Annotated in this window: 21 protein-coding genes; 12 read left to right on the top strand and 9 right to left on the bottom strand. The window is 62.7% G+C overall.

Features of this window, described 5'->3' with window-relative positions; all coding sequences use genetic code 11:
• Positions 1-20 precede the first annotated feature (20 nt).
• Complete coding sequence (locus AC5RK6_RS05685) at positions 21-1,172, top strand: ABC transporter permease (RefSeq protein WP_284891037.1); 1,152 nt, start codon at positions 21-23, stop codon at positions 1,170-1,172.
• Positions 1,173-2,987: an ABC transporter ATP-binding protein gene (locus AC5RK6_RS05680; protein WP_284891036.1), complete on the top strand. Its 1,815-nt coding sequence runs from the start codon at positions 1,173-1,175 to the stop codon at positions 2,985-2,987.
• A 19-nt stretch (positions 2,988-3,006) separates the two neighbouring features.
• On the opposite strand, the gene AC5RK6_RS05675 is transcribed toward AC5RK6_RS05680, so the two are convergent.
• Both AC5RK6_RS05675 and AC5RK6_RS05670 read right to left on the bottom strand, forming a co-directional pair.
• Positions 3,007-3,708 carry a hypothetical protein gene (locus AC5RK6_RS05675; protein ID WP_320757281.1) on the bottom strand — a complete coding sequence of 234 codons (702 nt, stop codon included), beginning with the start codon at positions 3,706-3,708 and terminating at the stop codon, positions 3,007-3,009.
• Positions 3,705-4,283 (bottom strand): PH domain-containing protein, encoded by a 579-nt coding sequence (locus AC5RK6_RS05670; protein WP_320757282.1) that lies wholly within the window; start codon positions 4,281-4,283, stop codon positions 3,705-3,707. The genes AC5RK6_RS05675 and AC5RK6_RS05670 overlap by 4 nt, the downstream gene beginning before the upstream one ends.
• A 171-nt stretch (positions 4,284-4,454) precedes the next feature.
• On the opposite strand from AC5RK6_RS05670, the gene typA reads away from it, so the two are divergent.
• The 4 genes from typA to fdxA are packed head-to-tail and all read left to right on the top strand — an operon-like array spanning position 4,455 to position 9,072.
• On the top strand, positions 4,455-6,377 hold the full coding sequence (gene typA, locus AC5RK6_RS05665) for a translational GTPase TypA (RefSeq protein ID WP_320757283.1): 1,923 nt from the start codon (positions 4,455-4,457) through the stop codon (positions 6,375-6,377).
• 23 nt (positions 6,378-6,400) lie between these two features.
• Positions 6,401-6,901, top strand: coding sequence for a hypothetical protein (locus AC5RK6_RS05660; protein ID WP_320757284.1), 501 nt, complete (start codon positions 6,401-6,403; stop codon positions 6,899-6,901).
• Positions 6,877-8,691, top strand: a complete 1,815-nt coding sequence (locus AC5RK6_RS05655; RefSeq protein WP_320757285.1) for a VanW family protein — start codon at positions 6,877-6,879, stop codon at positions 8,689-8,691. Before AC5RK6_RS05660 ends, AC5RK6_RS05655 begins: the two co-directional genes overlap by 25 nt.
• A gap of 51 nt (positions 8,692-8,742) precedes the next feature.
• Positions 8,743-9,072 carry a ferredoxin gene (gene fdxA, locus AC5RK6_RS05650; RefSeq protein ID WP_016443178.1) on the top strand — a complete coding sequence of 110 codons (330 nt, stop codon included), beginning with the start codon at positions 8,743-8,745 and terminating at the stop codon, positions 9,070-9,072.
• A gap of 33 nt (positions 9,073-9,105) precedes the next feature.
• Here the strand turns inward: fdxA and AC5RK6_RS05645 are convergent, their stop codons facing one another.
• On the bottom strand, positions 9,106-10,383 hold the full coding sequence (locus AC5RK6_RS05645) for a Maf family nucleotide pyrophosphatase (protein ID WP_435730788.1): 1,278 nt from the start codon (positions 10,381-10,383) through the stop codon (positions 9,106-9,108).
• Positions 10,384-10,402: 19 nt separating this feature from the next.
• Positions 10,403-12,079, bottom strand: a complete 1,677-nt coding sequence (locus AC5RK6_RS05640; RefSeq protein ID WP_435730789.1) for a DUF885 domain-containing protein — start codon at positions 12,077-12,079, stop codon at positions 10,403-10,405.
• Between the two features lie 198 nt (positions 12,080-12,277).
• Between AC5RK6_RS05640 and AC5RK6_RS05635 the strand changes: the two genes are divergently transcribed.
• From AC5RK6_RS05635 to AC5RK6_RS05625, 3 genes are all read left to right on the top strand, one after another.
• Positions 12,278-13,744: an adenylate/guanylate cyclase domain-containing protein gene (locus AC5RK6_RS05635; protein WP_320757766.1), complete on the top strand. Its 1,467-nt coding sequence runs from the start codon at positions 12,278-12,280 to the stop codon at positions 13,742-13,744.
• Positions 13,745-13,857: 113 nt separating this feature from the next.
• On the top strand, positions 13,858-14,529 hold the full coding sequence (locus tag AC5RK6_RS05630; protein ID WP_284891027.1) for a response regulator transcription factor: 672 nt from the start codon (positions 13,858-13,860) through the stop codon (positions 14,527-14,529).
• A gap of 9 nt (positions 14,530-14,538) precedes the next feature.
• Positions 14,539-15,612: a sensor histidine kinase gene (locus tag AC5RK6_RS05625; RefSeq protein ID WP_016443173.1), complete on the top strand. Its 1,074-nt coding sequence runs from the start codon at positions 14,539-14,541 to the stop codon at positions 15,610-15,612.
• Between the two features lie 57 nt (positions 15,613-15,669).
• On the opposite strand, the gene AC5RK6_RS05620 is transcribed toward AC5RK6_RS05625, so the two are convergent.
• From AC5RK6_RS05620 to AC5RK6_RS05610, 3 genes are read right to left on the bottom strand one after another with little or no spacing between them, the layout of a single operon-like run.
• A complete protein-coding gene (locus AC5RK6_RS05620) occupies positions 15,670-16,188 on the bottom strand; it encodes a GtrA family protein (RefSeq protein WP_016443172.1) in 519 nt (172 codons plus the stop codon).
• Positions 16,189-16,208: 20 nt separating this feature from the next.
• On the bottom strand, positions 16,209-17,546 hold the full coding sequence (locus AC5RK6_RS05615) for an LCP family protein (RefSeq protein WP_435730790.1): 1,338 nt from the start codon (positions 17,544-17,546) through the stop codon (positions 16,209-16,211).
• Between the two features lie 2 nt (positions 17,547-17,548).
• Positions 17,549-18,910: an LCP family protein gene (locus tag AC5RK6_RS05610; protein WP_284891025.1), complete on the bottom strand. Its 1,362-nt coding sequence runs from the start codon at positions 18,908-18,910 to the stop codon at positions 17,549-17,551.
• A gap of 109 nt (positions 18,911-19,019) precedes the next feature.
• Here AC5RK6_RS05610 and AC5RK6_RS05605 point away from each other — a divergent pair, with 109 nt between their 5' ends.
• Together AC5RK6_RS05605 and AC5RK6_RS05600 are read left to right on the top strand one after the other, a co-directional pair.
• Positions 19,020-19,877, top strand: a complete 858-nt coding sequence (locus AC5RK6_RS05605) for a glycosyltransferase family 2 protein (RefSeq protein WP_284891024.1) — start codon at positions 19,020-19,022, stop codon at positions 19,875-19,877.
• A gap of 216 nt (positions 19,878-20,093) precedes the next feature.
• The gene (locus AC5RK6_RS05600) at positions 20,094-22,439 is read left to right on the top strand and encodes an N-acetylmuramoyl-L-alanine amidase (protein WP_435730791.1); all 2,346 of its coding nucleotides are present in this window, start codon (positions 20,094-20,096) and stop codon (positions 22,437-22,439) included.
• Between the two features lie 118 nt (positions 22,440-22,557).
• Here the strand turns inward: AC5RK6_RS05600 and AC5RK6_RS05595 are convergent, their stop codons facing one another.
• Both AC5RK6_RS05595 and rfbB read right to left on the bottom strand, forming a co-directional pair.
• The gene (locus AC5RK6_RS05595; protein ID WP_320757768.1) at positions 22,558-23,724 is read right to left on the bottom strand and encodes a nucleotide sugar dehydrogenase; all 1,167 of its coding nucleotides are present in this window, start codon (positions 23,722-23,724) and stop codon (positions 22,558-22,560) included.
• Positions 23,725-23,951: 227 nt separating this feature from the next.
• Entirely contained in the window at positions 23,952-24,944 is a 993-nt protein-coding gene (gene rfbB / locus AC5RK6_RS05590; RefSeq protein ID WP_016443166.1) for a dTDP-glucose 4,6-dehydratase, read from the bottom strand.
• Between the two features lie 217 nt (positions 24,945-25,161).
• Between rfbB and AC5RK6_RS05585 the strand changes: the two genes are divergently transcribed.
• Positions 25,162-26,430 carry a gamma-glutamylcyclotransferase family protein gene (locus AC5RK6_RS05585; protein WP_320757769.1) on the top strand — a complete coding sequence of 423 codons (1,269 nt, stop codon included), beginning with the start codon at positions 25,162-25,164 and terminating at the stop codon, positions 26,428-26,430.
• Positions 26,431-26,535: the final 105 nt, after the last annotated feature.

Genomic DNA, 26,535 nt, shown 5'->3' with positions numbered 1-26,535 from the left:
CGAAGCCCGAGGAGAATCCGATGAGTGAGAATCGTTCGAAAACAACCGTCGCGTCGCTCGACCCGGAACACGTTGTTGAGGTAGACGACGCTCAGCTCGCTTCCTCCAGCCCCTCCTATTCGCAGGGGCGCCTGGTGCTGCGCCGTTTCCTGCGGCATAAGCCCGCGATGGTGTCCGCCGTCGTTCTTATTCTTGTGACGCTGGTGGCTTTCCTGTCCATTGGCTGGAATATGAGCTTCTTCGGCCTGCACTGGCATTTCTCCGGTCTGTGGCGGCACAGCTACACGGACGTGCTGGATGTCGTCAATAACGGCAAACCGACCATGACCTGGATTTCGCTGGGTGAACACCCCTTCGGGCAGGACAATATCGGTAAGGACTACTTCGCCCTGACCATGAAGGGCACCCAGATTTCAATTATTATCGCTTTCGTTGTCGGGCTGGTGTCCACCATTATCGGCACGATTATCGGCGCGGCTGCGGGTTATTTCCGCGGTTGGACCGAAGCGATTCTCATGCGCATCACCGACCTCTTCATCGTGATCCCGCTCCTCATTCTCGCGGCGGTTATCGGCAAGATGGTGGGAAGCCAGGGGATCCTGTTCCTCGCGGTGATGCTGGGCGTGCTCTCCTGGACGGGCCTGGCCCGCCTGGTGCGTGGTGAAGTGCTCTCCTTGCGCGAACGCGAATTCGTAGCCTCGGCTCGCGCGCTGGGAGCTTCACCGTGGCGTATTATTTTCCGCCATATTCTCCCGAACTGCTTGGGCACGATTATCGTCTCGGCAACCCTGTCGATTTCTTCGGCGATTCTGCTGGAAACTTCGCTGTCCTTCCTCGGCTTCGGGGTGCGCCCGCCGGCTACGTCGCTCGGTTTGCTTATTTCTACCTACCAGACCACGTTCTCGACGCGCCCCTGGCTCTTCTTCGCCCCGGCCGGCCTGATCCTCATCATCGCGCTCTCCATTAACTTCATTGGTGACGGATTGCGTGATGCCTTCGATCCGCGCCAGCGTTCAGCGGTATCGCGCCGCAAGATGAAGGCCCTTGCCGAAGGACATATTGAGAACGACGTCGAAGCTGATCTTATGCCGGTGACCACCGCGGCCACCACCGCGACGGGTGGCGAGCACGCCGCTCCCGCATCCGACGCCACCGAAAGGAAGGGCGAATAAATGCGTCTTGGAAAACGCGCTGCAACAACGCAGGATAAAGCTGCCGCGACAGCGGCCACGCTCAAGGCTGACCAGCCCGTCGTCACCCCGCACCCGAAAACCGATAAGCCGGTGCTCGGCTTCGGTGAACTGGATGTCAAATTCGCGACTGAATTCGGCGCGGTTCATGCTGTGCGTGGCGTGAGTATCGATGTGCGACCGGGTGAAGTGGTGGGTCTGGTCGGAGAGTCCGGTTCCGGTAAATCCGTCACCTCCACCACGGCCCTCGGCCTGCTCCCCTCCAATGCCGTTATTAGCGGAAGCGTGCAGGTAGCCGGGCGTGAAGTGCGCGGGATGACCTCGCGTGGCATGCGCGCGTTGCGCGGTGCCGAAGTGGGCATGGTGTTCCAGGAACCCATGACCGCGCTTAACCCGGTTCTCACTATCGGCCGCCAGATGACGGAAGGCTTGGAAACCCACGGGCTCGCCTTCGGGGAAGATGCCCGTAATCGGGCGGTGGCCATGCTCAAGGCCGTCGGGCTGCCCGATGCCGAAGAGCGTATGAATCAGTACCCGCATCAGCTGTCCGGTGGGCAGCGCCAGCGCGTGGTCATCGCGATTGCGCTTATCGCCAACCCCTCCGTCATTATTGCGGACGAACCGACTACCGCCCTGGACGTTACGGTCCAGGCTGATATTCTCGACCTGCTGCGCTCCCTCAAGGACCAGCTCAATACCGGCATCCTCCTCATCACCCACTCCATGGGCGTCATCGCGGATATGGCCGACCGGGTTCATGTGATGTTCAAGGGTGAGATTGTGGAATCGGGCGATGTCGTCCAGGTTCTCAATCACCCCAAGCATCCGTATACGCGCCGCCTGTTGGAAGCAGTGCCGCATCTGGGCCAGGGCCGTGAGCAATTCGGCTTCTCCCTGGAAAAGGAAGCTTCTATTGACCTCAATAAGAAGGTGCTGGAAGCCAAAGATCTCGTGATTGAATACGAGATTCCCGGTAAGGAACCTTTCCGCGCTGTGGACCATGTGTCCCTAGATGTTGCGGAACGTGAAATTGTGGGCCTCGTGGGCGAATCCGGTTCCGGTAAATCCACCATCGGCAAGTGCGTGCTCGGGCTGATTCCGGCCGCCTCCGGTGAGGTGAAGATTTTCGGTGAGGACCTGGTGGGAGCTTCGCGTAAGCACGCCCAGGAACTGCGCCAGCACGTGGGCGTGGTCTTCCAGGATCCGGCCGCGTCCCTCGATCCGCGCTTCCCGGTCGGCGATTGCATTATGGAACCGCTCGATGTGCACAAGGTCGGTACCAAGGCCGAACGCCGCCAGCGTGTGTACGATCTGCTGGATGCGGTGCGCTTGCCGCGTTCTTCCTTCAACCGCTACCCCCATGAGCTTTCCGGTGGGCAGCGCCAGCGCGTGTGCATCGCTCGTGCCCTGGCCCTACGCCCCAAGCTCCTCATCGCGGACGAACCGACCTCCGCGCTGGACGTGTCCGTCCAGGCCCAGGTTCTTACCATGCTCTCCGAGCTCCAGGATGACATGGGCTTTGCTTGCCTGTTCATTTCGCACGATCTTGCGGTGGTCGATATGCTCTCGCATCGCGTGGTCGTGCTGCAAAACGGCAAGGTTGTGGAAGCGGGCCGGCGCGAGGACGTCCTCCACAATCCGCAAGAAGCCTACACTCAGCGGCTTCTGGCGGCCGCTCCGGTTCCCGAACCGATTGAGCAGCGCCGCCGCCGCGAAGAACGCCACGCGCTGCTGCGTAAGCAGGGCCGTGAAGTCTCGCGTTTGCGTTTGAATGAGAACGACGACGCCGCTATCTAGGCGAGAGCTACTCCGGCGCTCAGGTGAAAGCCAGGCCGCAGGCGGCGGCTAGGCAGGCCACCCACGCCACACACAAAACCGCTCGGCCCAGATCCACGGATCTAACCGGGCGGTTTGTGCTAGGTACGGGTGATGGAGCACATTCCCGCGCTCTTTCCTGCGCTGCCCGCAATTGTTCCGCAGCTCGGGAGAGGGTCACCCACCGGGTAGCGGTGCCACGCCCGGCAGGTACGGGAAGATCAACGTGGCGGGCTGCGGCTGGGTGACGCGCGGGGAGGAGGCGGCGCCCGGCTGCGAGCGCTCCGCCCGCCGGGAACGCCGCCGCATCCCAGTGTTCGCCACCCTGAGCATGGGTTGTGAGATAAAAGCGGGTGGTGAAGCGAGCTACCGCACCCCAAGGTAGCCGGATGGTACGCAGCGGGTTAATAATGCTCAGACCTTCCGCGTTATAGCGCAGCTCGGGGAGGAAAAAGAACGACCACGCCGCTCCGGTTATCCCGGCGGCAAGGAAGAAGGCAACGGGGGCGGAGAAGGGCATAGCAACGCCGGCCGCAATAAAGATGAGAGGCGCGAGCCCGAGGGCGATGAGAAAGCCGCCCTTGACGATTTGACCGCGCGAACGCAGGGTTACCTCGCCTCCTTGACGCTTGACACCGCCGGGCCCGGCCACCTCGCCGGACCCGGACGTTTCGGCCCCGCGGCCTGCCTCGCTCGCGCTCACAGTGCCACCGACCAGGCAATACCGCCGAACACCCCGAGCACCCCGGCCACCGCGAAGGCGAGCCGATCCCAGGCCCAGTGCCGTTCCACCCGGGGGTGCTCGCTGGGCGCACCGGTGGGAGCATAACGAGAGGCTACCGACTCAATGAACTTTCGCACCGGGAGTGTTGCCGTGGTGACGGTGTGGTCACCCGATTCGTGGACCGGAATGACGCGGCGGGTATCCGGGGTAGGGCGCCCGACGGTACCGAAAGCGCGGGCGTGGATGGCCGCCCCGTCCGTCGTCGTTATAACAAGACCGTACCCGGATTCGACCCCGCGCAGCCGCGGGAACGGAACCCGCAGATCGCGGAAAGTATTGCGTATCGTCACCCCGGAACCATCTACGTCCACGCTGGGCAAATAAAAGAGGGCGTAGCCGGCCAGGCACATGCCTGCCGCAAATACAGCCGCGGGAGGCAGATAGCCCCACCCGCCCTGCCACACCTGCATGACCAGAGCAATGATTCCGATAGCGCCGCACAGCCCGGCGGCGGGGGCGGCCGAGGCGCCGCGAAGACGATAACGTGCAGACATAAGTATATTTTCCCACGTTCACGGCCTGATTGCCGAAAGCTGCGGGTGGCGGTGGTGATTCTTGACATGGTGGCACATACGGTGCGGGCCAGGCGAGTAACATTGCCAGGGGTTTGCGCTCGCGCATCCCTCATATCACAACGCCGGCGCGGGCCGGCAGGGAAGTAGGTTATGGATAGTCGCAACGATCTTCGCAACGTTGCCATTGTGGCGCACGTTGATCACGGGAAAACTACGCTCGTGGACGCGCTCATGTGGCAGGCCGGGGCTTTCGGAGAGCGCGCCACCGTGGAAAAAACCGGGGAGCGCGTTATGGATTCGGGAGAACTGGAACGCGAAAAAGGTATTACCATCCTCGCGAAGAACACCGCGATCCATTACCGCGGGCCGGCCGCGGCCACAGCCGGTGCGCCTGAAGGCATCACTATTAATGTGATCGATACCCCCGGCCACGCCGATTTCGGCGGGGAAGTTGAACGCGGACTGTCCATGGTGGACGGTGTTATTTTGCTTGTCGATGCTTCCGAAGGCCCGCTTCCGCAAACTCGTTTCGTGCTGCGTAAAGCCCTCGAGGCCTCGCTGCCTGTCATTATTGTTATTAATAAGGTGGATCGCCCGGATGCGCGCATAGCCGAGGTGGAATCCGAAACCCAGGATCTCCTCCTTTCCCTCGCCTCCGACCTGGATCATCCCGACCCGGATATGCTTGATTCCCTGCTGGAAACCCCGGTTATTTACGCCTCGGCGAAGGCCGGGCGCGCCAGCCTCACCCGTCCCGCGGATGGCCAGCTACCTGAGAGCAGCGATCTGGAGCCGCTATTCGAGGCAATCGTCAACTATATTTCCGCCCCGCATTTTGAGGCGGATGCGCCGCTGGCCGCCCAGGTTACCAACCTGGATGCCTCGCCTTTCCTCGGGCGTATCGCCCTGCTGCGGATTTATTCGGGCACTATTAAGAAGGGCGCGACGGTTGCGTGGGTACGCGCTGATGGTACGACGTCGTCGGCCCATATCTCCGAACTGCTTCTTACCGAAGGTCTGGAACGTAAGCCGGCCACCTCTGCCCGGGCTGGCGATATTGTGGCCATCGCTGGTATTCCCGAAATTACCATTGGTGATTCCCTGGTGGATCCGGAGGATCCGCGCCCGCTACCGCCTATCCACGTGGATGACCCGGCCATTTCCATGACCATCGGGATTAATACCTCGCCGCTGGCCGGTACCGAAGGCAAGGGCCATAAGCTCACCGCGCGGCAGGTCAAGGACCGCCTCGATCAGGAGCTCGTGGGCAATGTGTCTATCCGGGTTCTTCCCACCGGGCGTCCCGATGCCTGGGAAGTGCAGGATCGCGGGGAATTGGCTCTGGCGATTCTGGTGGAGCAGATGCGCCGTGAAGGTTTCGAGCTGACGGTGGGTAAGCCCCAGGTGGTTACCCGCACCATTGACGGGGCGGTATGCGAGCCGATGCAGCGCACCACCATTGATGTTCCGGAAGAATACCTCGGCGCGGTCACCCAGCTTATGGCTGCCCGCAAGGGTCTTATGGAGACGATGGCGAATCACGGTACCGGTTGGGTGCGCATGGAATTTGTGGTGCCGGCACGCGGCATGATTGGATTCCGCTCCGCGTTCCTCACTCAAACTCGCGGTACCGGTATTGCCGCCTCGATTTCGGAAGGCTACGCCCCCTGGATGGGGGAGATTTCCTCGCGGGCCACCGGCTCCCTGGTCTCCGACCGGGCCGGGCAGGTCACCGCCTACGCTCTCCAGCGCCTGGAAGATCGCGGAACCTTCTTCGTCACCCCGGGCCAGGAAGTATACGAGGGCCAGGTCGTGGGTGAAAACCCGCGCGATGAGGACATGGACGTCAATGTGGTGCGCGCCAAGGAAATGACAAATATGCGCTCGGCCACCGCCGACGTGTTTGAGACCCTGCAAGCGCCGCGACGCCTTACCCTAGAAGAAGCTATGGAATTCGCTGCTGATGACGAATGCCTGGAAGTGACCCCGGAATCCGTGCGGGTGCGCAAAGTTGTGCTGAGCGCGGTGGAACGCGGCAAGATCGCCGGGCGGAAGAAGCGCGCAAAGAAGTAGCGCCCGCCCAGACAAGGAGTGAGATGAGGAGGAACCGCACCCCGCGCACAAGCGGGCGTCCGGTCGTGCCGAGGGTCGCGCTGCGGAGGGTCGCAAAGCTCGCCACCGGCCTGCTGCTCGGGGCTTTCGCCGGGGCACTGGCCGCGGTTACCCACGCGGGGATGGCGGGGATTCCCGGTCTGGCCACCGATATTGTGTGGGTCGGCCCGCTCCTCGCCACGCTGCTCGTTGCCAGTGGTGCATCTTTTGCTCGCGATTGGCTAGGATCATGGTGCTGGGCTGGATTCTGGCTGGGTGAAGTGGCCCTCACCTTCTGGGCTTTTGCCGCTCCCGGCTACGGGGACATCGTGGCTTTCCACGGGGTGGCCGCGAATCTCTGGCTTGTTCTCGCTCCGCTCGCCGGGGCATTCCCGCTTCTCGGCGCCCTGGCGCGCCGCCGGCATTCCGCGCCCCCGGGCCCACACCCGGAAACTGACCAGGATCAACCACAGGAGGATGCATGCGACCTGAGCACACGCCGCTAAGCTTCGATACCGGCGAATTCCGGCAGGTGGAAGCTACCCGCAAGCTGCGTTGGCCCTGGATTGTTTCCGCGGTTATCGCGATCCTTCTTCTCGCCTACGTGGGTTATGCCTGGTACAGCGCCGACCGCGTGGCGCGGGGCACCACGGTGGCCGGCATTGAGATCGGCGGGATGAATACCGCCACCGCTACCGAACACCTCGGTGGTGAGGTTGCCGCGCGGGTGGCTCGCCCGGTTGAGGTGGTTGTGGAGGGCGCCAGTGTGAGCGTGAACCCGGGCGATTACTCCCTGGGCGTGGACGCGGCGGCCACGGTGGAGAGCCTGACCGGTTTCACCCTCAACCCCGTGGAGATTTTCCATCGCCTCACCGGCAAGGGCGAGGTCGCCCCGAAGGTCACCGTAGACGACGCCGCACTATCCGCCCAGGTGGATACGATTCGTAACGCCACCGGCGCGGAAGCGCGTAACGCCACCCTCGTGATGGAAGGTACGACGGCGCAGCTCAGCCCGGCGCAAGCCGGGCGCGCCGTCGATGCGGAGGCCACCCGCGCAGCTCTGATTGAACAGCCGTTGCGCGGCCAGGAACGTATCGAACTGGAAGCGGTGCCTTCCGAACCCGCCATTAGCACCGAAGCCGCCGAAAAGGCACGCACGGAACTGGCCGGCCCGCTGGTGTCCGGCGACCTCACCGCGAAGGTGGGGGACCGGGTCGTGAACCTCAGTCCGCAAACTCTGGCGCAGGCGGCATCTTTCGTGCCCGAAGGCGCGGCGCTCCAGCTCAAGCTGGACGGTAAGGTGCTGGGCGATGCGGTGCGGGCCGCCGCCCCGGATCTGCTCAAACCGGGGGTGGATGCTCGTATTGAGATCGTGGACCACACCACGCCCACGATTATCCCCTCCCAGGACGGCGTGGGTATTGACGACGCTGCGCTCGCCACCGGCGCTCAGGTTGCCGCGCTGCGTACCGCTGCCGCTGAGCGTCTCGTGGAACTGAGCCCGGCACCAATTCCGGCCGCTTTCAGCACCGCGGACGCGGAAAAGCTCGGGGTCAAGGAAGTGGTTTCCGAAATTTCCACCCCGCTTACCAGCGATTCGGTGCGTACCACCAATTTGCGGGTGGGAACCCGGAAAGTCACCGATACCCTGGTCAAACCGAATGAGACGTTCTCCCTGGAAGCGGCGCTCGGTCCTATTGAGTACTCGGAAGGCTTTGTTTCTTCCGGGGTGGTCATGAACGGTTTCAATAATGAGGCCCTGGGTGGGGGGCTCTCCCAGCTGGCGACGAATGTTTTTAATATCGGCTACCTGGCCGGCTACGAAGATGTGGAGCACCGCCCCCACACCAAGCATTTTTCCCGCTATCCCATGGGCCGTGAATCCACCCTGTGGTCTGGCTCCATTGACGTGAAGTGGAAGAACACCACCCCCTACGGTGCGGTCATCGACACCTACCTGGAGGGTGGCTACGTGGTCACGAAGCTCTGGTCCACGAAGTATTACGATGTCGAAACCTGGACCTCGGAACCGCGCAATTACCGCCAGCCTGTTATGACGGAAGGCAAGGGGCCGGATTGCGAGCCCCAGGGCTTGGGAGATCCCGGATTTACCGTGACCGTGTCTCGCACCGTGAAATTGGGAGATAAGGTCGTTGAGGATTCGTCCTATGACTGGACCTACCAGCCCGATCATGGCCGCACCTGCCCGAAGCCGGAGCCGGCCACCCCGCCCGCACCCGCTCCGCAGCCCGAAGGCGCTCCCGCACCAGCTCCAGCTCCTGCGCCCGGTCACTAGATTTGGTGCTGGGCGTGAGCTCGGATTACGGTAGAGGAGGAGGTGACACCGGTGGCTTATGTCATTACTTTGCCGTGCGTCGATACGAAAGATCGGGCGTGCGTGGACGAATGCCCGGTGGATTGCATTTACGAAGGGGACCGTACCCTCTACATTCACCCGGACGAATGTGTGGATTGCGGGGCCTGTGAACCGGCCTGCCCGGTGGAAGCCATCTATTACGAGGATGATGTTCCCGAAGAATGGTCAGTGTTCACCGCCGTCAATGCGGAATTCTTCTCTGAATTGGGATCCCCGGGCGGGGCGCAAAGCCTGGGGCCCACCGGCACCGACCACCCCTATGTGGCCGGCCTGCCGGCGAACGTCAATGATGAGTCCTAGCGCGCGCCGTCGTTCCGCTCTAGGTGCCCCCATCTAATTGGAAGCGCCGTCGCTCCAATCAAGGGTGGTGCGCGCCAGCTCGCGCACCTGCGGCCAGGTGGCCGCGAAGGAAGGAAGCAGCGGGTAGGAGGTAACATCCTCCACGTTCACCCAGCGCAACTCCATGGACTCCCCGTCGGCCACCGCCTCGAGCCCATCGCGGCAGCGTGCCACGAAGCTGGTATAGGACCAATCCACGTGCGCGGTGGTGAGCTCCCCGCCGCGGCGTAGATCCGTGGGGGCCAGCGCGGTTTCCTCCGTAAATTCGCGCAGTGCACCCTCCCAGGGTTCCTCGTCCCATTCGCGCGCCCCACCCGGGAAAGCCCAGGTGGCACCGCCGTGGCTCCAGGGGGAGCGATGCTGGAGCAGGATCTGGATACGGCCGGCGTGGCGCCGGAAAGCCGCGATTCCGGCCGCCCCGTTCATACCCCAATGGCGTTTGCCGCAACCGCACAGCAGGAAACCGTCCGCGCCGTGATGAACCGTGCCGTGGTGGCTATCGGCCAAGAAACGCTGCGCGGCTTCCGGAAGCACCCCGAGGGCAGGGCGGGCAGGTTTCGCCCAGAACTGGGTGAAGGACAGGCCCAGGTGCTCCACCAGGGAACGCAGCAGCGGCAGGGAAATCCCCACCACCCCGTGGTAATCACCCTCGAGGCGGTCAATAAAGGGGCCACCCAGGCCGTCCGCGGTAAAAGAACCGGCCACTTCCAGGGGCTCCCCGGTGGCGATATACGCCTCGATCTCCGCCGCGCTCAGGTGCGCGAAAGTCACCTTCGCGCGGGAAATCCCGGCCAGGGAACGCCCGGAAGGAACATGGACCAGGCAGTGCCCGGTGTGGAGAATTCCGGAATGCCCGGACATGCGGGCCAGGCGTTCGCGGGCGACCTCCGGGGAATGCGGTTTCCCGTAGACCTCACCCTCGAATTCGAACATGGAATCGCAGCCCACCACAAAATCGGCGCCCTGAGCCGGTCCGGGGGTAGCGGCCACATCGCGGGCTTTGGCCGCGGCCAACGCGAGCACCCCCTGGGAAGGACCCCCGTGCACTCGCGCGAGCAGCGCATCTTCATCCACGTGCGATACCTGCACCAGCGGCTCCACGCCCGCGGCCCGCAAGGTGGCCAGGCGGGCCGGAGACTGGCTGGCAAGAGCCAGGGTCAGGGAGGGCAGCGCGGGCATATGCGTTGCAGGTGTGTGCCCGGCGGAGGTGTGCCCCGCGGGCGTGCGCCCAGCCGCGGGCGTGTGCGCCGCGCCGCCCCCGTTATGAGTCATCGGCATAGGAAGGACCGGCCTAGCGCGAAAGCTCGCTGCGCAGCACGTCCAGGCCCACCCCGCCCAGGCGCAGAGCCTTCATATGCCACGCTTTGAGGTCAAAGCCGGCACCCGCGCGGGACCGGGCTTCTTCACGCAGCTCCTTCCAGATCCGCGCCCCCACCTTGTAGGCGCTGGCCTGCCCGGGCCAGCCGAGGTAGCGGTCCAGCTCGTAGGAAAGGAAGGACTGTTCCATAGCCACATTCGCGCGCAGGAAACGCCAGGCGGCGTCGTGATCCCAGACGCCGGTGCCGAACTGCCCGCCGGCCACCTTCCCGGCATCCTTACCCAGATGCACGCCCATATCCACCACGATGCGGGCCGCGCGCAGCCGCTCGGAATCAAGCACGCCCATGCGGTCACCCGGATCCTCGTGGAAACCGAGCTCGGCCATGAGGGCTTCGGCGTAGAGCGCCCAGCCTTCCCCGTGCCCGGAGACCCAATAGGCCTGACGGCGCCACGCATTGAGCTGATCCTTGAGGTAGACGGCCAAGCCCAGCTGGAGGTGGTGACCCGGTACGCCTTCGTGGTAGACCGTGGTCTTTTCCTGCCAGGTGTGGAATTCCGTGACGCCTTCCGGCACGGACCACCACATGCGGCCCGGCCGGGAAAAATCATCGGACGGGCCGGTGTAGTAGATACCGCCCGAATTCGAGGGCGCGATCATGCATTCGATGGTGCGCATCGCCTCGGGAATATCGAAGTAGTGCGTGGCAGCGGCCATGGCATCATCGGCGGTGTGCTGCATCCAGGAGCGCAATTCCTCCACGCCGTGCAGGGTGTAGCGTTCTTCCTGATCGAGGCGGGTGAGGGCCTCGTTGACGCTCACGCCCTCCCCGTACAGCTCGCGCGCAATGGCTTGCTGTTCCGCGTCGATTCGCTCCAGTTCGTGGATACCCCACTCGTATGTTTCATCCAGATCGACGACGGCGCCCAGGAATTCGCGCGAATGCAGCGCGTAACGATCCCGGCCCACCGCATCATTTTCGGTAGCCCCCGGGAGGAGACCCCGCAGGGTTTCGGCCAGTTCTCCGTAGGCCGCGCGGGCCCGGGCAGCACCTTTCTCCAAAGCGTCGGCAAGTCCCGGGGCTGTGGCCGCCCCGCGCTGGGCTAGCCCCGCGAAGCTCCCCGAATCGGAGGCGGCACCGAGGGCCTGCTCCAGGCAGCGCTCCACCTGCCGGGCCGCGAAAACAGGGCCGGACGCGGCCCGCTGCGCCAGGGATTCCCGATAGCCGGCCAGGGCCCGCGGCACATCGTTCAGGCGCGCCGCGATGGTTTCCCAATCGGAAGTACTGTCCTGGGGCATCACGTCAAAAACATCGCGAATCCCCTGGAGCGGGGATTCAATAACATTGAGCTTGCCGACTTCTTCACCCGCCTCATACAGCTCAATTTCCAGGCCGAGGCGATCGCGCAGGCCTGCGGCGGTCACCCGATCCGTGACGTCCTGCTCTTCAAGGTGATCCAGGGCGGCCAAGGTTTCCCGCACGTTATCCATATGCGCGGCAATCCCGGCGGGGGAGTAATCATCAAGCTTGGTTTCTGGGGCACCGGGCAGGCCGGTGAACGTCACCGTTTCGGGTGAGCTATCCAGGACGCGCTGGAAATAGCGGTCCGCGAGGGCATCAATATCTGTGTGTTCTCGTTTACTCTCCACTGCTCCAGAATAGCCCGCGGCTACCGCGCACTCCACTCCCAGCAAAATCCCTGGATGAAAACATGGACGTGAGTGTCAAGGATGACTAGTATACTGTGATGGAAGGCACTTTATTTATGGCCGGCGGTTGGCGCTCCCTGTTCTCCTCACCTGAGGCGGCGCCGCGCCGGTGGTGAACAGCTAAGGGAAGGGGCTAGTGTGGCTGAGCAATTCGCTAGCGCGCCGCGCCCCTCACCCTATCCCGAAAAATTGCGCGGAGTAGGCGATGGTGGTGCGCGCAAACATTCCGGTATCGGCCCGGCCATGAGCCCGGACCTCATCGCTTACCTCCTCGGGGGTGGCGTCCAGCCCGCTGAAAGCGCGGAGCTCAGCGCGGATGATATGGCCCAGTTGCGGCGTAACACCGCTGCGGATTTGCCTCTTGGCCCGGAATCCGGAGTGCCCCGCCCCGGGCATGCCGCACGTATGGAAGCCCCGGTAGATCGTAATTTCGTGCCTAGCCGGGAAACAGCGGCCCGCACCTCGCAGCGCTCGCGGGCCTGCAGCCCCGCGCCTGATGGCCCGCGGCCGGGCAGCGCTCAGGCGCCAGAATCTGCCGCGCCAGCGGTACCGGCGTCGTACCACTACGCACCCCCGCGTCAGCCGCAGGCCACGGCGGATACGGAAGCCACCACGTTCTCCGCCTATATGGAACACCTCGAGGGCGGGCTACCGCGCTATACCTTGCGCCAGGCCGCGGAGCTTACCAATATGGACACGGAAGGCGTGCGGCGTTTTTGGCTGGCGCTCGGTTTCCCCACCATCGTGGATGAAGATAATGAACGCGTTTTTACGGACGGGGATATTACCGCGATGCGGGCGATGGCGGAATCGCTCGGGGAATCCCCGCTGACGGAATCGGCCCTTACATCGCTGCTGCGCGCCAGTGCCCACAATGTGGATCGCATGCTGCAATGGCATGTGGAAACCTTGCTTGAACTGGCCGAAACTACGGGTGGGCTCGGGCCGGTGGATGCGCGGCGCTGGGTGCTTGATCATTTCGCGGATATTGAAGAATTCTTGCGGCGTACCGCAGCGTATACCTGGTCGCGGCAGGCCGCCGCGCTGCTGCGCCATACCGAGGCGGAAATCGCCCATATTAATGAGGATGACGCCATCCCGCAGATTCCGCGCGCGGTGGGTTTTATCGATATTGTGTCCTTCACGAACCGGACCGAGCGGATGACCTCGCGTCAGTTCATGGAATTTATTGAGCGTTTTGATTACACCTGCCGGGCCGTCATTACCGGTGGGGGTGGGCGCGTGGTTAAATCCATGGGCGATGCTTTCCTCTTTATTGCGGACGATATCGTTACGGGTGCGGATATTGTGTGCGATGTGACCCAAGCCCTGCGCGATACCCCGGAGATTCCGGCGGTGCGGGCCTCCCTCACCTGGGGGCCGGTACTGGGGCGTTTCGGTGATGTTTTCGGGCCGTCGGTGAATATGGCCTCCCGGCTGGCAGATGTGGCCTCCCCGGGTACGGTTCTTACCTCGCGTCCGGTGGCGACCGCGCTCAAAGCGGTAGGGGAGAATCGCTTCACCACGATCTCAGTGGGAACCCCTACCCTCCAGGGACTAGGTGCCACCGAGGTGCTGGAGCTGCGCCGCCTCCGTGCGCATTAAGAACGGGTGCTTTCGCGTGTATCGAGAAAGCCGCTCCCAGGCTGGCTTACGCCCGTTTCACGCCCCGGGGCACAGGCCCTGAGTGAAAAAAGAAAATAGCTTAGACTTTCAGTGTGACTACTTTGCTTCTTGTTGAGGATGATGCCGCTATTTCCGGACCGCTGGCCCGCGCGCTCGGGCGGGAAGGGTACACCGTGAACCTGGTTGCTACCGGGCGGGATGCGCTGGACCAGCTCACCAACGGGGTCGATATTATGGTCCTGGACCTCGGTCTGCCGGATATGGATGGCCTCGAGGTAGCGCGGCAGGCTCGCGGGGAGGGCTATACTTTCCCCATTCTCATTCTTACCGCACGCACCGAAGAAGTGGATATGGTGGTGGGCTTGGATAGCGGGGCGGATGATTACGTCACGAAGCCTTTCCGGCTCGCGGAGCTGCTGGCTCGGGTGCGGGCGTTGCTGCGGCGTACCGAGCAGGGCAATGACCATCTCAATGCCCAAGATATTTCGGTGGATACCGGGGCGCGCCGGGCGCTACGCGAGGGAGTGGAGCTGCCACTCACCGCTAAAGAATTTGATTTGCTTACCGCGCTGATTCGCAGGGCGGGGGATGCCGTGTCACGTGAGCTGCTGCTCAGTGAAGTGTGGGGGGATGAAAACGGTTCCTCCTCGAAGAAACTTGATATGCATATTTCGTGGTTGCGCCGTAAATTGGGCGACGACGTTGACAGTCCTCGCTATATCTCCACGGTGCGGGGACTGGGCTTCCGTTTCGAGACTCACTAAGAAGAACCGATGCGCGCACGTTCTTTGCGGATGACGATCCGCACCGCGCTGGCGGCTATTTTACTGGTCGGGATTCCCGCGCTGGTGATGGGCGGGGTGACGATCCCGCGCAATGCCCTTGATGAGGGGCGGGCCCGGCGGGATATGGTGCTCTTCTTAGGGGCGGAAATCCTGGCGATTATCGTAGCTATTTTGGTGGCGGTGGGGATCGCCATGCGGGTCTCGCGCCGCATTTCCGCGCCGCTTATCTACCTGGCTGCCGCTGCCGAACAGCTGGGAGCGGGAACCACCCGCCCGCAAATGGCGCCCTCGGGAATTGAAGAAATTGACCTGGTTTTTGAGGAGATCGCGCGCGCCGCGGATCGTATGGCCGGCAGGCTTTCCGCTGAACGACAATTCGCGGCCGATGCCTCCCACCAGCTACGCACTCCGCTCACCTCGCTATCCATGCGTCTGGAGGAAATCCAGTACCTCAGCAAGGATCCGGACGTTAAAGAAGAAGCTACGCGTTGCCTGGAACAGGTGGAACGCCTGACCGGGGTGGTGACCGATCTGCTTCACGCCTCGCGTGCTCAGGAAAGTGCCACGGAGGCGGTGGCGTTGCAACCCATTTTTGCCCAGCAGGGTGTGGAGTGGGAGCGGGCTTTCGCGGCGGCAGGCCGGAAAGTGGTCTTCACGGTGGGCGAGCACGGCCCGGTGCTCTCTGATCCCGGGGCGCTCTCCCAAATCATTGCCACGTGCGTGGAAAACTCGCTGAAATACGGGGCAGGGACGACGGCGGTTACCTCGCGCCCAGCCGGCCGGGGCGTCATTATCGATATTAGTGACGAGGGAGAGGGAGTCGCTCCCGAATTCGTGGAAGCTATTTTCACCCAGGGATTTTCCCTGGGCGGGTCCACCGGATTCGGCCTGCCGCTCGCCCGCCAACTAGCCGAACGCAATGGCGGGCGGCTGGAATTATCCCAGGCGCGGCCTCCTGTTTTTTCGGTGGTCCTTGCCGCGCTCCCGGCTGCTCTTGACCCGGCGAAGGTTTTCCCCGCGGGTGGCGAAATTTCGGTGGGTGCCCGCAGACGGCGCTTCTAACAAAGGCGTGCTGCGGAGGAAAACGCCACCGGGCTCCTCGGCCGCCGGATAACGGCGCTATTCGCGCACCCGGAACACCACGTAGCGGTAGAGCACGTAGCGGCAGGCGGTGCCCAAAATCAACCCCACCACATTGGAAGAAATATTATCGGCCAGCTGGGAACGCATATCCAGCACGTAGCGGGAGAACCACAAGCAGCCCAGCTCAATCGCCATGCCACACAGATTCACCGCCACGAATTGCAGAAACTCTCGCATTTTCTCCGCGGAGCGTTGGCTGCGGAACGTCCACAAGCGGTTAGCCACCCAGGAGAAAATCACGGACAGCGTGACGGATATGACTTTCGCCGTCATGGATTGGTCCCCCGGCAGCCGCACCAGTCCGGTGTGAGCCAGCAGATTAAAAATACCCACATTGACGATATAGGCACCCAGCCCCACCGTGCAGAACTGCAGGAATTCCACGAGCCACTGCCGGAAGCTCTGCCCTTTGAGTAAACGGCGCAGCAATTTCTCCACCCGGGCGCGGCTGGAGGAACGAGGTTCTGGTGTTGGTTCTGGTACTGGGGCAGTCATCGCGCTGAGACTATCACGCTTTAGAAACTGGGAAGCATATCAGCCGGAGTCAGGTTCCCCTCGCGCATTTTCCGGAAGAATTCCGGGGTACGCTGCGGATCGAGGAGCACATTAGACTGCCCATTGGCACGGTAATCAAGATCGGCGATGGGGGGAACTCCGGCCAGACCTCCTTCGCCCAGCACGCTCCCGAGCGCCAGCCCGGCCCGTCCCACGTTGTACAGCGACGTATCGCGATCTACCGTGAGGATGGAGCCGGCGGTGCCGACCATGCGCCGCTGCAGCGGGAAATCCACCAGCGTTGCCGGGGTCTTGAGCTTGCCGATCAGGGACGACACCACCTGGCGCTGCCGGTTGGTACGCCCGAGATCACCCAGCGGATCAGATTTGCGCATTCGCGCGAAAGCGAGGGCCTGAGCGCCATTCGTTTCGTGGCAGCCAGCTTCCCAGACCATGCCCGAGTCCGCGTCGTCTACGTCGTCGTCGTAACACAGGCGCACCCCGCCGGCCGCGTCCACAATCTGCTGCACCCCGGCCATGGAAATCTGGATATAGTGATCCACGGTCATCCCGGAAAGTTCCTCCATCGTTTCTACCAGGAGCCGCGGCCCGCCCAAAGCGAAGGAAGAATTGAGCTTCTGTTCGCCCTCCCCTGGAACATTCACGTAGGAATCACGCGGGAGGGAGACCAGCGCGGGTGCCCCGGATTCGGGAACGTGGAGCAACATAATGGTATCCGCGCGCTCACCCTCGGTCGGGTCATCAATCCCGTCCGCTTCGCGCACATCCGAACCCACAATCAGGTACGTGGTGCCGCTTGTTGCCGCGGCCCCGCTCAGCGCATCCATTCGGGTCAGCTTGGAATTGCCGTAAAAGAACAGATAGGTGGGCCAGGCCACCGCAAGAATAAGAAGAAGAACGACGACGCCAGCAACCCAGCGCCACGGATGGCGGCGCCGGGTGCGCCCGGCAGGTGCACCCATCCCGGGCATATCCGGTACCGGATGACGATCAGCCCCGCTATGCGGGTAGGGGGCAGCCGGCGCGGCCTGCGCGGCGGGGCGGACGGCCGGGTAGGACGCTGCGGGCGGGTAGGAAGGTGCCTGCTCGAAGGATTTTGCCGGAGGAGCGGATGCCACCTGGCGTTGCGGAGCAAAGCTCGGGGGCTGCACGGGTGCGGGCCGGCGCGGAGCCCCGGCGGCGCGGGTAGAGCCGGGAATATCAGCGAATTGTTCGCGCGCTTCGGGTGGCGTAGCGCGGCCCCGTCCCACCGGCTGCGCGCCCTGCGAGGAGGGGCGCGGAAGCCTGCGCTTGGGTGGGAACGACGGTGGTGGGGTAGCCCCATGGAAACGGTTCATACTCAGGGAATCGCATTCTCTCGGGTGCATACGGGCGCTGATTCGGCGGTTCGGGCGGTTGTGGGAGCCTGAGAGGCCGGCGTGTCGCTATCCGGCTCCGGTGCTGCGGGTGTGCTTTCGGATGAGGTGGCGGCTTCGGTATCACCAGTGGTGGTGGATTCCGCGGCGCTCGAAGCTCCCTCAGCGTCACTGCCGGTGCTGGGTATGCCGCTAGCGGCGGTACTGGGAAGAGCATCCGGGCTGCCTTCCGGTGGCAAGCCAACGAAAACGCCGTCGGCATTCTTCTCCGCACGTACTGGAACGTCGCGGCGTAGTGCCTCCCACACGTAATCGGCGGAATCGGTGGCGACCACGCGGTTACCAGCCCAGGCGAAAGGCATGGTCCAGAAGCGGATATTGGCCGGATCGAGGGAGCGCAGCGAATTTGCCAGGCCCACAATATTGCTGATGGAGCCGATCTCCTGGGAGGTTTGCAGGGACTGGGTCGCGGCGTCGAGCAGGCGCATGAGGCGGCCGAAATCGGTGAGGAGATTGGAGCGCAGGGCCTCGGCTGCCACCGCGCTCACCAATTCGTGCTGGCGGCCGATACGGGAAATATCCGAGCCGTCTCCCACGCTGTAGCGGGCCCGAGCCAGGGCCAGGGCCTGCGTGCCGTTGAGGAGGCGGCAGCCGGAAGTAATATCGAGGCCGGCGCGCTCGTCGTACAGATCATCCGCGAAGTACATGGGAACCCCGCCCAGGGCATCCACGGTGGAAATAAAGGAAGCAAAATCCACCACGATATAACCGTTGAAAGTAATGCCGGTCATCTTGTGGAGAGTGGTCATGGTGCAGGCCGCCGCGCTGGCCACGTCCCCGTACTGGCCGCCAATGGCGAAAGCGGAGTTGAACATGGTTTCGGGAGCGGGGCGGGTGGTAACCGTTTCCGAACCACCGGAAGAAGTGCGGATCGTGCAGGAAGGAATATCCACGAGGGTGTCGCGGGGCACGGACACAATATCCACGCGGCTGCGATCCGCGCTGATATGCATGATCATGGTGGTATCCGCGCGCATCCCCCCGACTTCGCCAGACTCTCCGGCGTTATCAATATCGGAATCCCCGCTGCGTACATCCGAACCAAGAATGAGGATATTGAGCGGGCGGCCCGCGGAAGGATCCACCGGCTCCGCCGCGGCGGCGGAGGGAACCAGATCATCAATATCGGCCCGGGTGATATTCCCCTGGTAGCGCGCCCACGCGGACCACAGTGCCGTCCCGAAAGTCAGGAGGAGCGCGAGCAGCACAAGCAGCACGACCCGCCACCACGAAGAGGTGCGGCGGCCCCCGATCAGATGCGCCGCGGCGCGTGAGTTTTTTGCCACTACCTCATCATAGGGGTTCGGGTGCGTCGCCCGCTGGAAGAAGCGCCGCACTGCGGTGTTAAGCACGGTGGCGCGGGCGGGAGGCGCGTGGCTCGGCTAGGCTAGGACCATGCGCATTCGTGTCATCACCGTGGCTTTCAATCCCGGGGCGGAACTGGAAGCTTTTCTCGCCTCCCTCCCGGCGGCCCTGCATGAGGCCTACGAATGCGTCATTGTGGATAACGGTTCGGAGCACGCCGAAGTGGATCGGGTGGCCCGCGCCCACGGGGCCCGGGTGGTGCGCACCGGGGAAAATATCGGTTACGGGCGGGCCGCCAACCGCGGAGCCCAGGGTTTCACCGGCGAATGGCTGGCGGTGGCCAATCCCGATGTGGTCTTCACCCCCGGCTCCCTCGATGCGCTGGTGCGCGGGGCGGAAAGCTTCCCGCGGGCCGGCGCGCTCGGCCCGCTTATCCGTACTCCCGAAGGGGAGATTTACCCCTCGGCCCGTCAATTTCCGCGGATCGTTTCCGGGGTGGGGCACGCGCTACTCGGGAATATGTGGCCGAATAATCCCTTCTCCCGTTCCTACCGCTCCAATGCGGACGTCACCCGGGCTCACCCGGTGGACTGGCTTTCCGGCGCCTGCCTGCTGCTGCGGCGGGAGGCCTTCGAAGCCGTGGGTGGTTTCGATGATTCCTATTTCATGTTCTTCGAGGATGTGGCCCTGGGGGAGGCCCTGGCCCGGGCGAGCTGGCAATCGATTTTCCTGCCCGAAGCGGAAGTTATCCACTCCCAGGGGGCCTCCTGGAAAGACCAGCCGGCCGCCATGCTGCGCGAACATCACCGCAGCGCAGCGCACTATATTGATAGCGTCTACGCGCGCCCCTGGCAGGCGCCGCTGCGCTGGGCAATCCGGGGTGGGCTCGCGCTGCGGGCGCAGCTGCACGTGCGGGCAGCGCGCGCGGCGCGTCGTCGCTCTCACTAACTAAAACGTATTAAAATCAAGCCGGAGCTACGAGTGTCCGCGAGGCGGCTCCGCACCGTGCCCGGTGGCCTCAAGTGAATTACACCGATGTATTTTTATGAGGTTAAAGTAAATCGGAGTTAAGGGTGTGAAAGTTGGGACTTTTGCCGTAAGGTAAGTCTGGAAGCTGCCCGTATGAGTCCCCATCGTGGCGGACAGCGTGAACCGGAGGGAAAAATGACCAAACGTCGCGGTCTTGTTCTAGGAACCGTGCTGGCGCTCGCGAGTGCGGGCCTTGCCGTCCCGATTGTGGGCTACGCTTTCGCTGAGAACGATGATGCACAGGGTAGTATTGTTATTCCGCTCACCACGGAAGCGGGAGCCTTGACCACTACCGCCACCGCGCAGCTGGAGGAAACCGTGGAGAGCGCACTCGGTTCTGGCAAGGAAGCCGAGCCGCGCGAAGCGGCGCAACCCACCGAGGAAGCCGAAGCTACCCCGGAAGCGAGTGCCGCGCGCGCGGGCGGCGTCGTATCGCATGCGGTACGCACCAACGTGCTGCGCGCAGAAAATAGAGATGCAGAAAACGCGGACGCAGAAAAGGGAGCCACGGCGGGCACGGAGGCGGGAAACACCGTAACCGGTGGTGAACTGGCCGATAACTACGCCGTCTTCACCAGCCCGGTGCGGGTGGACGAACCCTTCGCGGTAGCGGGGCTGACCTGGAACCGCGGGGAGAGCCTCCCCGAGGGTGCCTCCATCGAAATGCGCACCCTGGACGGAGAACAGTGGTCAGACTGGTACGAAGTGGGTGAGGAATCCCAAACCGAGCGCGAACGGCCCGGAACGGAATACAACGTTTCAGGGGAGTCCACCGGGATTCAGGTGCGTATCACCCAGGGCGAGGGCCCGCTGCCGGCCGGCCTGCGCATCGATATTGCCTATACCGCTGAGGGTGACACCGTGGAGGTGGAGGAGGCCGAAACCGCGCCGATTCTACCTGAACGCGGCACCGAGACCGATCCGGTGGTCAATCCCGAAGAGGGCGAAGAAGAAATTCCAGCCCTGGGCGCCTCACTTTCCGCCGCGCGCGGCGGGGGCACCCTCGAGCAGGGCAGCGTGGTTGCGAGCGGCCTGCTGCCCACCGCCCGCGATTGGACCAACCGCATCGGTACCCGCGGGATCCATACCCGGGCCGATTGGGGCGCGGACCGTTCCCTCATGACATGGCCGGTCGAATATGCCACCTTCCAGGGTATGGTCATCCATCACACCGCCGGCTCGAATAATTACACTCAGGCCGGGGTACCGCGGGTTATCCGCGGAATTTACGCTTTCCACGCTGTCACCCGCGATTGGGGCGATATTGGCTACAACGTGATTGTCGATAAGTACGGCGGGAAATGGGAAGGGCGCTACGGCACCCTGCAATCCCAGGACGGAACCATGGCCATCGGCGCGCATGCCGCCGGGCGCAATACTGGCACCATGGGCGTGTCCGTGCTTGGCACCTTCACCGCGGATCACCGCCCCTCCCAAACCATTCTTAACACCCTCGCGGATGTGGCCGGCTGGAAATTCGCGCTAGCGGGCCTGGATCCGCGTGGCACCACCTCGCTGACCATTCCGCAGCGCAATAATTCGGCGCGCTACCGTTCCGGCGAGGCGATGCCGCGTATCGTGGGGCATCGCGATGTGGGCAATACTTCGTGCCCGGGCACGATCTACGATTCCATCGGCTCCATTCGCGAGAACGCGTACCGTATCTATACGCAATTGCGTTCCGGTGGTGGTACGACGCCGCAACCCGCGCCGCGCCCCACCCAACCACCGGCACCGCGCCCGCCCGCTCCGCCAGCTCCCGCGCCGAGCAATCCGCGCCCGTCCTCCACCGTGGCGCCTTTCCCGCCGCGTTTCTTCCTCGCTAACGGCTGGGGGCGCACCGCCGATATTGTGATGGATTACGGGCTGCGCGGGGATGAAATCCTCACCGGTGATTGGAACGGCGATGGGCGGGATACCCTAGCGATTCGCCGCTCCAATATTTTCCACGTGCGCGATAACCTCACCTCCGGGGTTGCCACCCGGGTCTTCAGCTTCGGGCGCGCCGGTGACGAAGTGTTCGTAGGCGACTGGGATGGCGACGGTGTGGATACCTTCGCGGTGCGGCGTGGGAACCTGCTCCTCGTGCGTAATTCCCTTACGTCCGGTCCGGCCGATGCGGTTTATTGCTTCGGTAACCCGGGGGATACCTGGCTGGTAGGTGACTGGAATGGGGACGGCGTGGATACCCTGGCGGTGCGGCGTGGAAACGTCTTTATCTTCACCGATAACCTGGCCACCAGCGCGGTTTCCGCAGAAATGGCATATGGAAACCCGGGTGACGAGGTGCTCGCCGCGAAAATTGAACCCCAGCGTTCCACCCTCGTGGTGCGCCGCGGGAATGTGTACGTGGTGCGCGGTCCGCTTAGCGGCCCGGAAGTAGTAGAAGATGTGACGTACGGGCGCCACAGCGATATGGTCATCTTCGGTGATTGGGATGGCCAGGGTGGCCAGACGCTCGGGGTGGTGCGCTCGCGCTAAAGCGAGAGCGTCATGCCCTATTCAAGATACGGGCCGGGGAAGCTTCGGTGTGAAGCAAATATCCCCGGCCCGTACGTATATTACGTAGATACCGTGCGCGCCATGATGCCCGTGCGCGCTAGTCCCGCCCAAAAATATCGCGGGTGAGCACCGGCGTGGACGTTTCCGGCATGGTGCCATCCAGACGGTTCGTGATAATCACATCCGCGCGATCCTGGAATTCCTCCCAGGAGTCCAGCACCGAGATATCCCCGAGGGCGCCCGGCTTCAACGCCGGATCGTAAACGAGCACCTCCACACCTCGCGCGTGTAACTGCGCCGCGAGGCTGAGGGCGGCCGAAGCCCGGTGATTATCCGAGCCCGATTTCATGGCTACCTTGTAGATCCCCACCGTGGCGTAGCCAGCCCCGGCTAGGCGGTTAGCCAGGAATCCAATCCGGGTTTCATTGGATTCCACAATCGCGGACATGAGATTTTCGGGCACGCCTTCGAAATCCGCGCGTAATTCTTTGGTGTCCTTGGGCAGGCAGTAGCCACCGTAGCCGAAAGAAGGATTATTGTAATGATCCCCGATGCGGGGATCGAGGCCCACCCCGCGAATAATCTCCGCGGCGTTGAGGGAGCGCGCCATCGCGAAAGAGTCCAGCTCGTTGAAATAAGCGACACGCATAGCCAGATAGGTATTGGAGAAGAGCTTAATCGCTTCGGCTTCCCGGGTTCCCACCTGGATAATCGGGACGTCGCGGGCTTCAGCACCCTCACTCAGCAACTGGGCGAAGTGGGCGGCTGCGGCGTCGTCGCCCGAAACAACAATGCGTGAAGGGTTGAGATTATCTTGCAGTGCCTTGCCCTCGCGCAAAAACTCCGGGGAAAAGACGATGCGCAGCTGCGGGAACGTTTCTTGCATCCGCGCGGTAAAACCGATGGGGATCGTGGATTTAATGACGACGACGGCACCGGGATTCGCCTCAGCTACCTGCGCAATTGCACTTTCAACAGAGGCCGTATCGAAGGCATTGGTCTCCGTATCGTAATCGGTGGGCGTGGCAATGACGGCGTAGTCAGCACCCGCGAGGGCCTCAATATTCGAGGTGGTAGCACGCAGCGAAAGAGGCTTGGTGGCGAGGAACTCTTCGATTTTCGCATCCTGGATCGGGGAGGTGCACGCGTTAATCGCATCCACTTTCGCGGGATTAACATCCGATCCGACAACATCGTGGTGTTGGGCAAGAAGGACGGCGTTGGCCAAGCCCACGTAGCCCAGCCCGATCACAGCAATCTGCATGATGCTCCTAGCTCTTGGGTTGCGTTCAGTATAGCCGGCCCGCTGCGCGGCGGGCCGGTGGGACACGGAGAAGAAGACCGAGGACAGGCTTCCACGAACAGCGCTACCCCGCTCGCGATCCCGGTGGCACTCAAGGTGCCTGCCGGAGAAGTGCGAGCGGGGCAGCGATAAGGGCGATGCGTTGCGGGTACGCCAGGGCAGTGCCCGATGGACCGAAACGCGGCGCTTTAGTGGCCGGTCTTGGCGTACTTGGCCTCCACGGCTTCCTTCTGCGGGCGCCACCACTCTTCATTGGCCTTGTACCATTCCACGGTGTCATGCAGACCCGCCGCGAAGTCCTTGAACTTGGGCTGCCAGCCGGTTTCCTCCACCAGCTTGGAATTATCAATGGCGTAGCGCTGATCGTGGCCCGGGCGGTCATTCACATGATCGAAGTCATCGGGTTCGCGGCCGAACTCCTGGAGAATCATCTTGACGACCTCAAGGTTATTCTTTTCGCCATCCGCGCCGATGAGGTAGGTTTCCCCGATCCGGCCCTTATTGATGATCTCCCATACCGCCACGTTGTGATCGCGTACGTGAATCCAATCGCGCACCTGGAGACCGGTGCCGTAGATCCGCGGGCGGATGCCATCCAGAAGGTTGGTAACGGTACGCGGAATGAACTTCTCCACGTGCTGATAGGGGCCGTAATTATTCGAGCAATTGGAGATGGTGGCTTCCACCCCGAAAGAACGCACCCAGGCGCGTACCAGCAGGTCCGAGCCGGCCTTGGAAGCCGAATACGGGGAGGACGCGATATAGGGATCGCCATCCTGGAAGCGGCGCGGTTCGTCAATCTCCAGGTCCCCGTATACTTCGTCGGTGGAAATATGGTGGAGGCGTACCCCGTGGCGCCGTACCGCTTCCAGAATTGTGTAGGTACCCACCAGGTTGGAGCGGATGAAGGGGGAGGGATCAACGAGCGAGTTATCGTTATGGGATTCCGCCGCGAAATTCACCACCAGATCGCAGTCTTTGACCAGGGGATCAACGGTATCCATATCCGCAATATCGCCCTGGACCAGGGTGACGCGGTCCAGGCCCTCAATGGACTTGGGATTACCCGCGTACGTGAGTTTATCCAGGACGACAACTTCGGCATCAGGATAATCCTCGACAGTTTGGTGAACGAAATTCGCGCCAATAAATCCGGCACCGCCGGTAACCAGGACACGCATATTATTCCTTTCGTGGGTCAGTTCCTGGCTAATTCTACCCGGAACTGCGGGGTGAAGAGTCAGCTCATCGCGCCGTGCCCACATTTTCAACGGGGGTGCGACACCGGCAAGCACTACTATTGTGACGCGCGAAGGGTTTAAGCTGGAGCTATCCGTCCACGCACCGCGGCCTGGATCCTGCACCACTCCGGGGCGCGAACAACCCGAGGAGGTTCTTTTGGAGAGGTATTCGCGCACGCGTACCCGCGCCACCGGGTTCATTGGTGTCACCGCAGTGCTGTCACTGATTGCTACCTTGCTGGGGCTCATGCCGGCAGCGCAGGGTGCGCCCGCTCTGGACGAGGGTGCCGGGAACTACTATTTCTTCAAAAACTCTCTCACCTCGGGTCCGGCCGATGTGGAGATGTCGTACGGGAGGCATACGGATGTGGTGTTTTCCGGGGATTGGAATGGCGATGGCCGAGACACCCTCGGCGTGAACCGCGGCTCCGATTTCTATATGAAAAACAGCTTCGTGTCCGGGGACGCGGATATCCACTTTAAATTCGGGCTGCCCACCGATCAATTCCTTATCGGCAATTGGGATGCGGTCGTGGGCGATACGGTTCTTATTCGTCGCGGTAATACGTATTTCGTGCGCAATGAGCTCACCACCGGAGGCGGGGAACATACTTTTACCTTCGGTCAGCCCGATGATGAAGTGATCGCGGGGGATTGGAATGGCGACGGCACCGATACCCTCGCTATTCGGCGCGGCAATATGTTCTACGTCAGCAATGTGCTCGACGATGATGAGAATTTCACGGTTTTCTCCTTCGGGCGCCACGGGGATACCGTTCTGGTCGGTGACTGGGATGGCGATGGTATCGATAGTTTCGCGGTGCGCCGCGGCAATATGTACTACGTCAATAATTCCACTGTTTCCGGTGGGGATGCTTCCACGGAATTCTCGTACGGGCGGCACGGGGATACCGTTCTGGTGGGCGATTGGGATCGGGACGGGGTGGATACTCTGGCGGTACGCCGCGATTACGTACCGCAGGCTCCCAATAGCCAACGCCCGCCCAACCTTGGTCCCAATTCCGGCGGTTACCCCATTCTGGTCTATGGAACGCTACGCCAGGGGGAAGAAGCTGCCTACGTTGTTAATGATTATTCCGGTATCAAAGAAAGCTCCGTGCCGGATTATGAACTGTGGATCACCGGCCCGCGGTGGAACCCGTGGCCCTGGGCTCTTCCCGGCCCGCGCGGGCTACGCGGTGACCTCCTGCAGTATGGGCCGTGGAATTATGACGCCAAAGTGGCGCAAATGGATGATTGGGAAGGTTATGTTCCGGGTAAGAACCCTGCCTATATGAATTACACGCGTGACCTCGTCACCACGGTGGACGGGCCGGCGTGGATGTACGTGGCAACAAAATGGCGGCAGGATTTCGCGCGGCGCTGGGGCTACGTGGTACCCCACGGTGATTTCCACCGCTTCTAAGAACGCGTGGCGAGAAAAAGGAAAAATAACGAGATGATGCACAGTAGTCACACCACACAGGCTGCACTCTCACAACCCGCGCCCTCGTTCGGGCGGGGAACCCGC

This window comes from Actinotignum sp. usb-actsch-213 (assembly GCF_059085665.1).
Note: the sequence above shows the minus strand (reverse complement) of the source record. Positions and strands in the feature narration are given on the sequence as shown.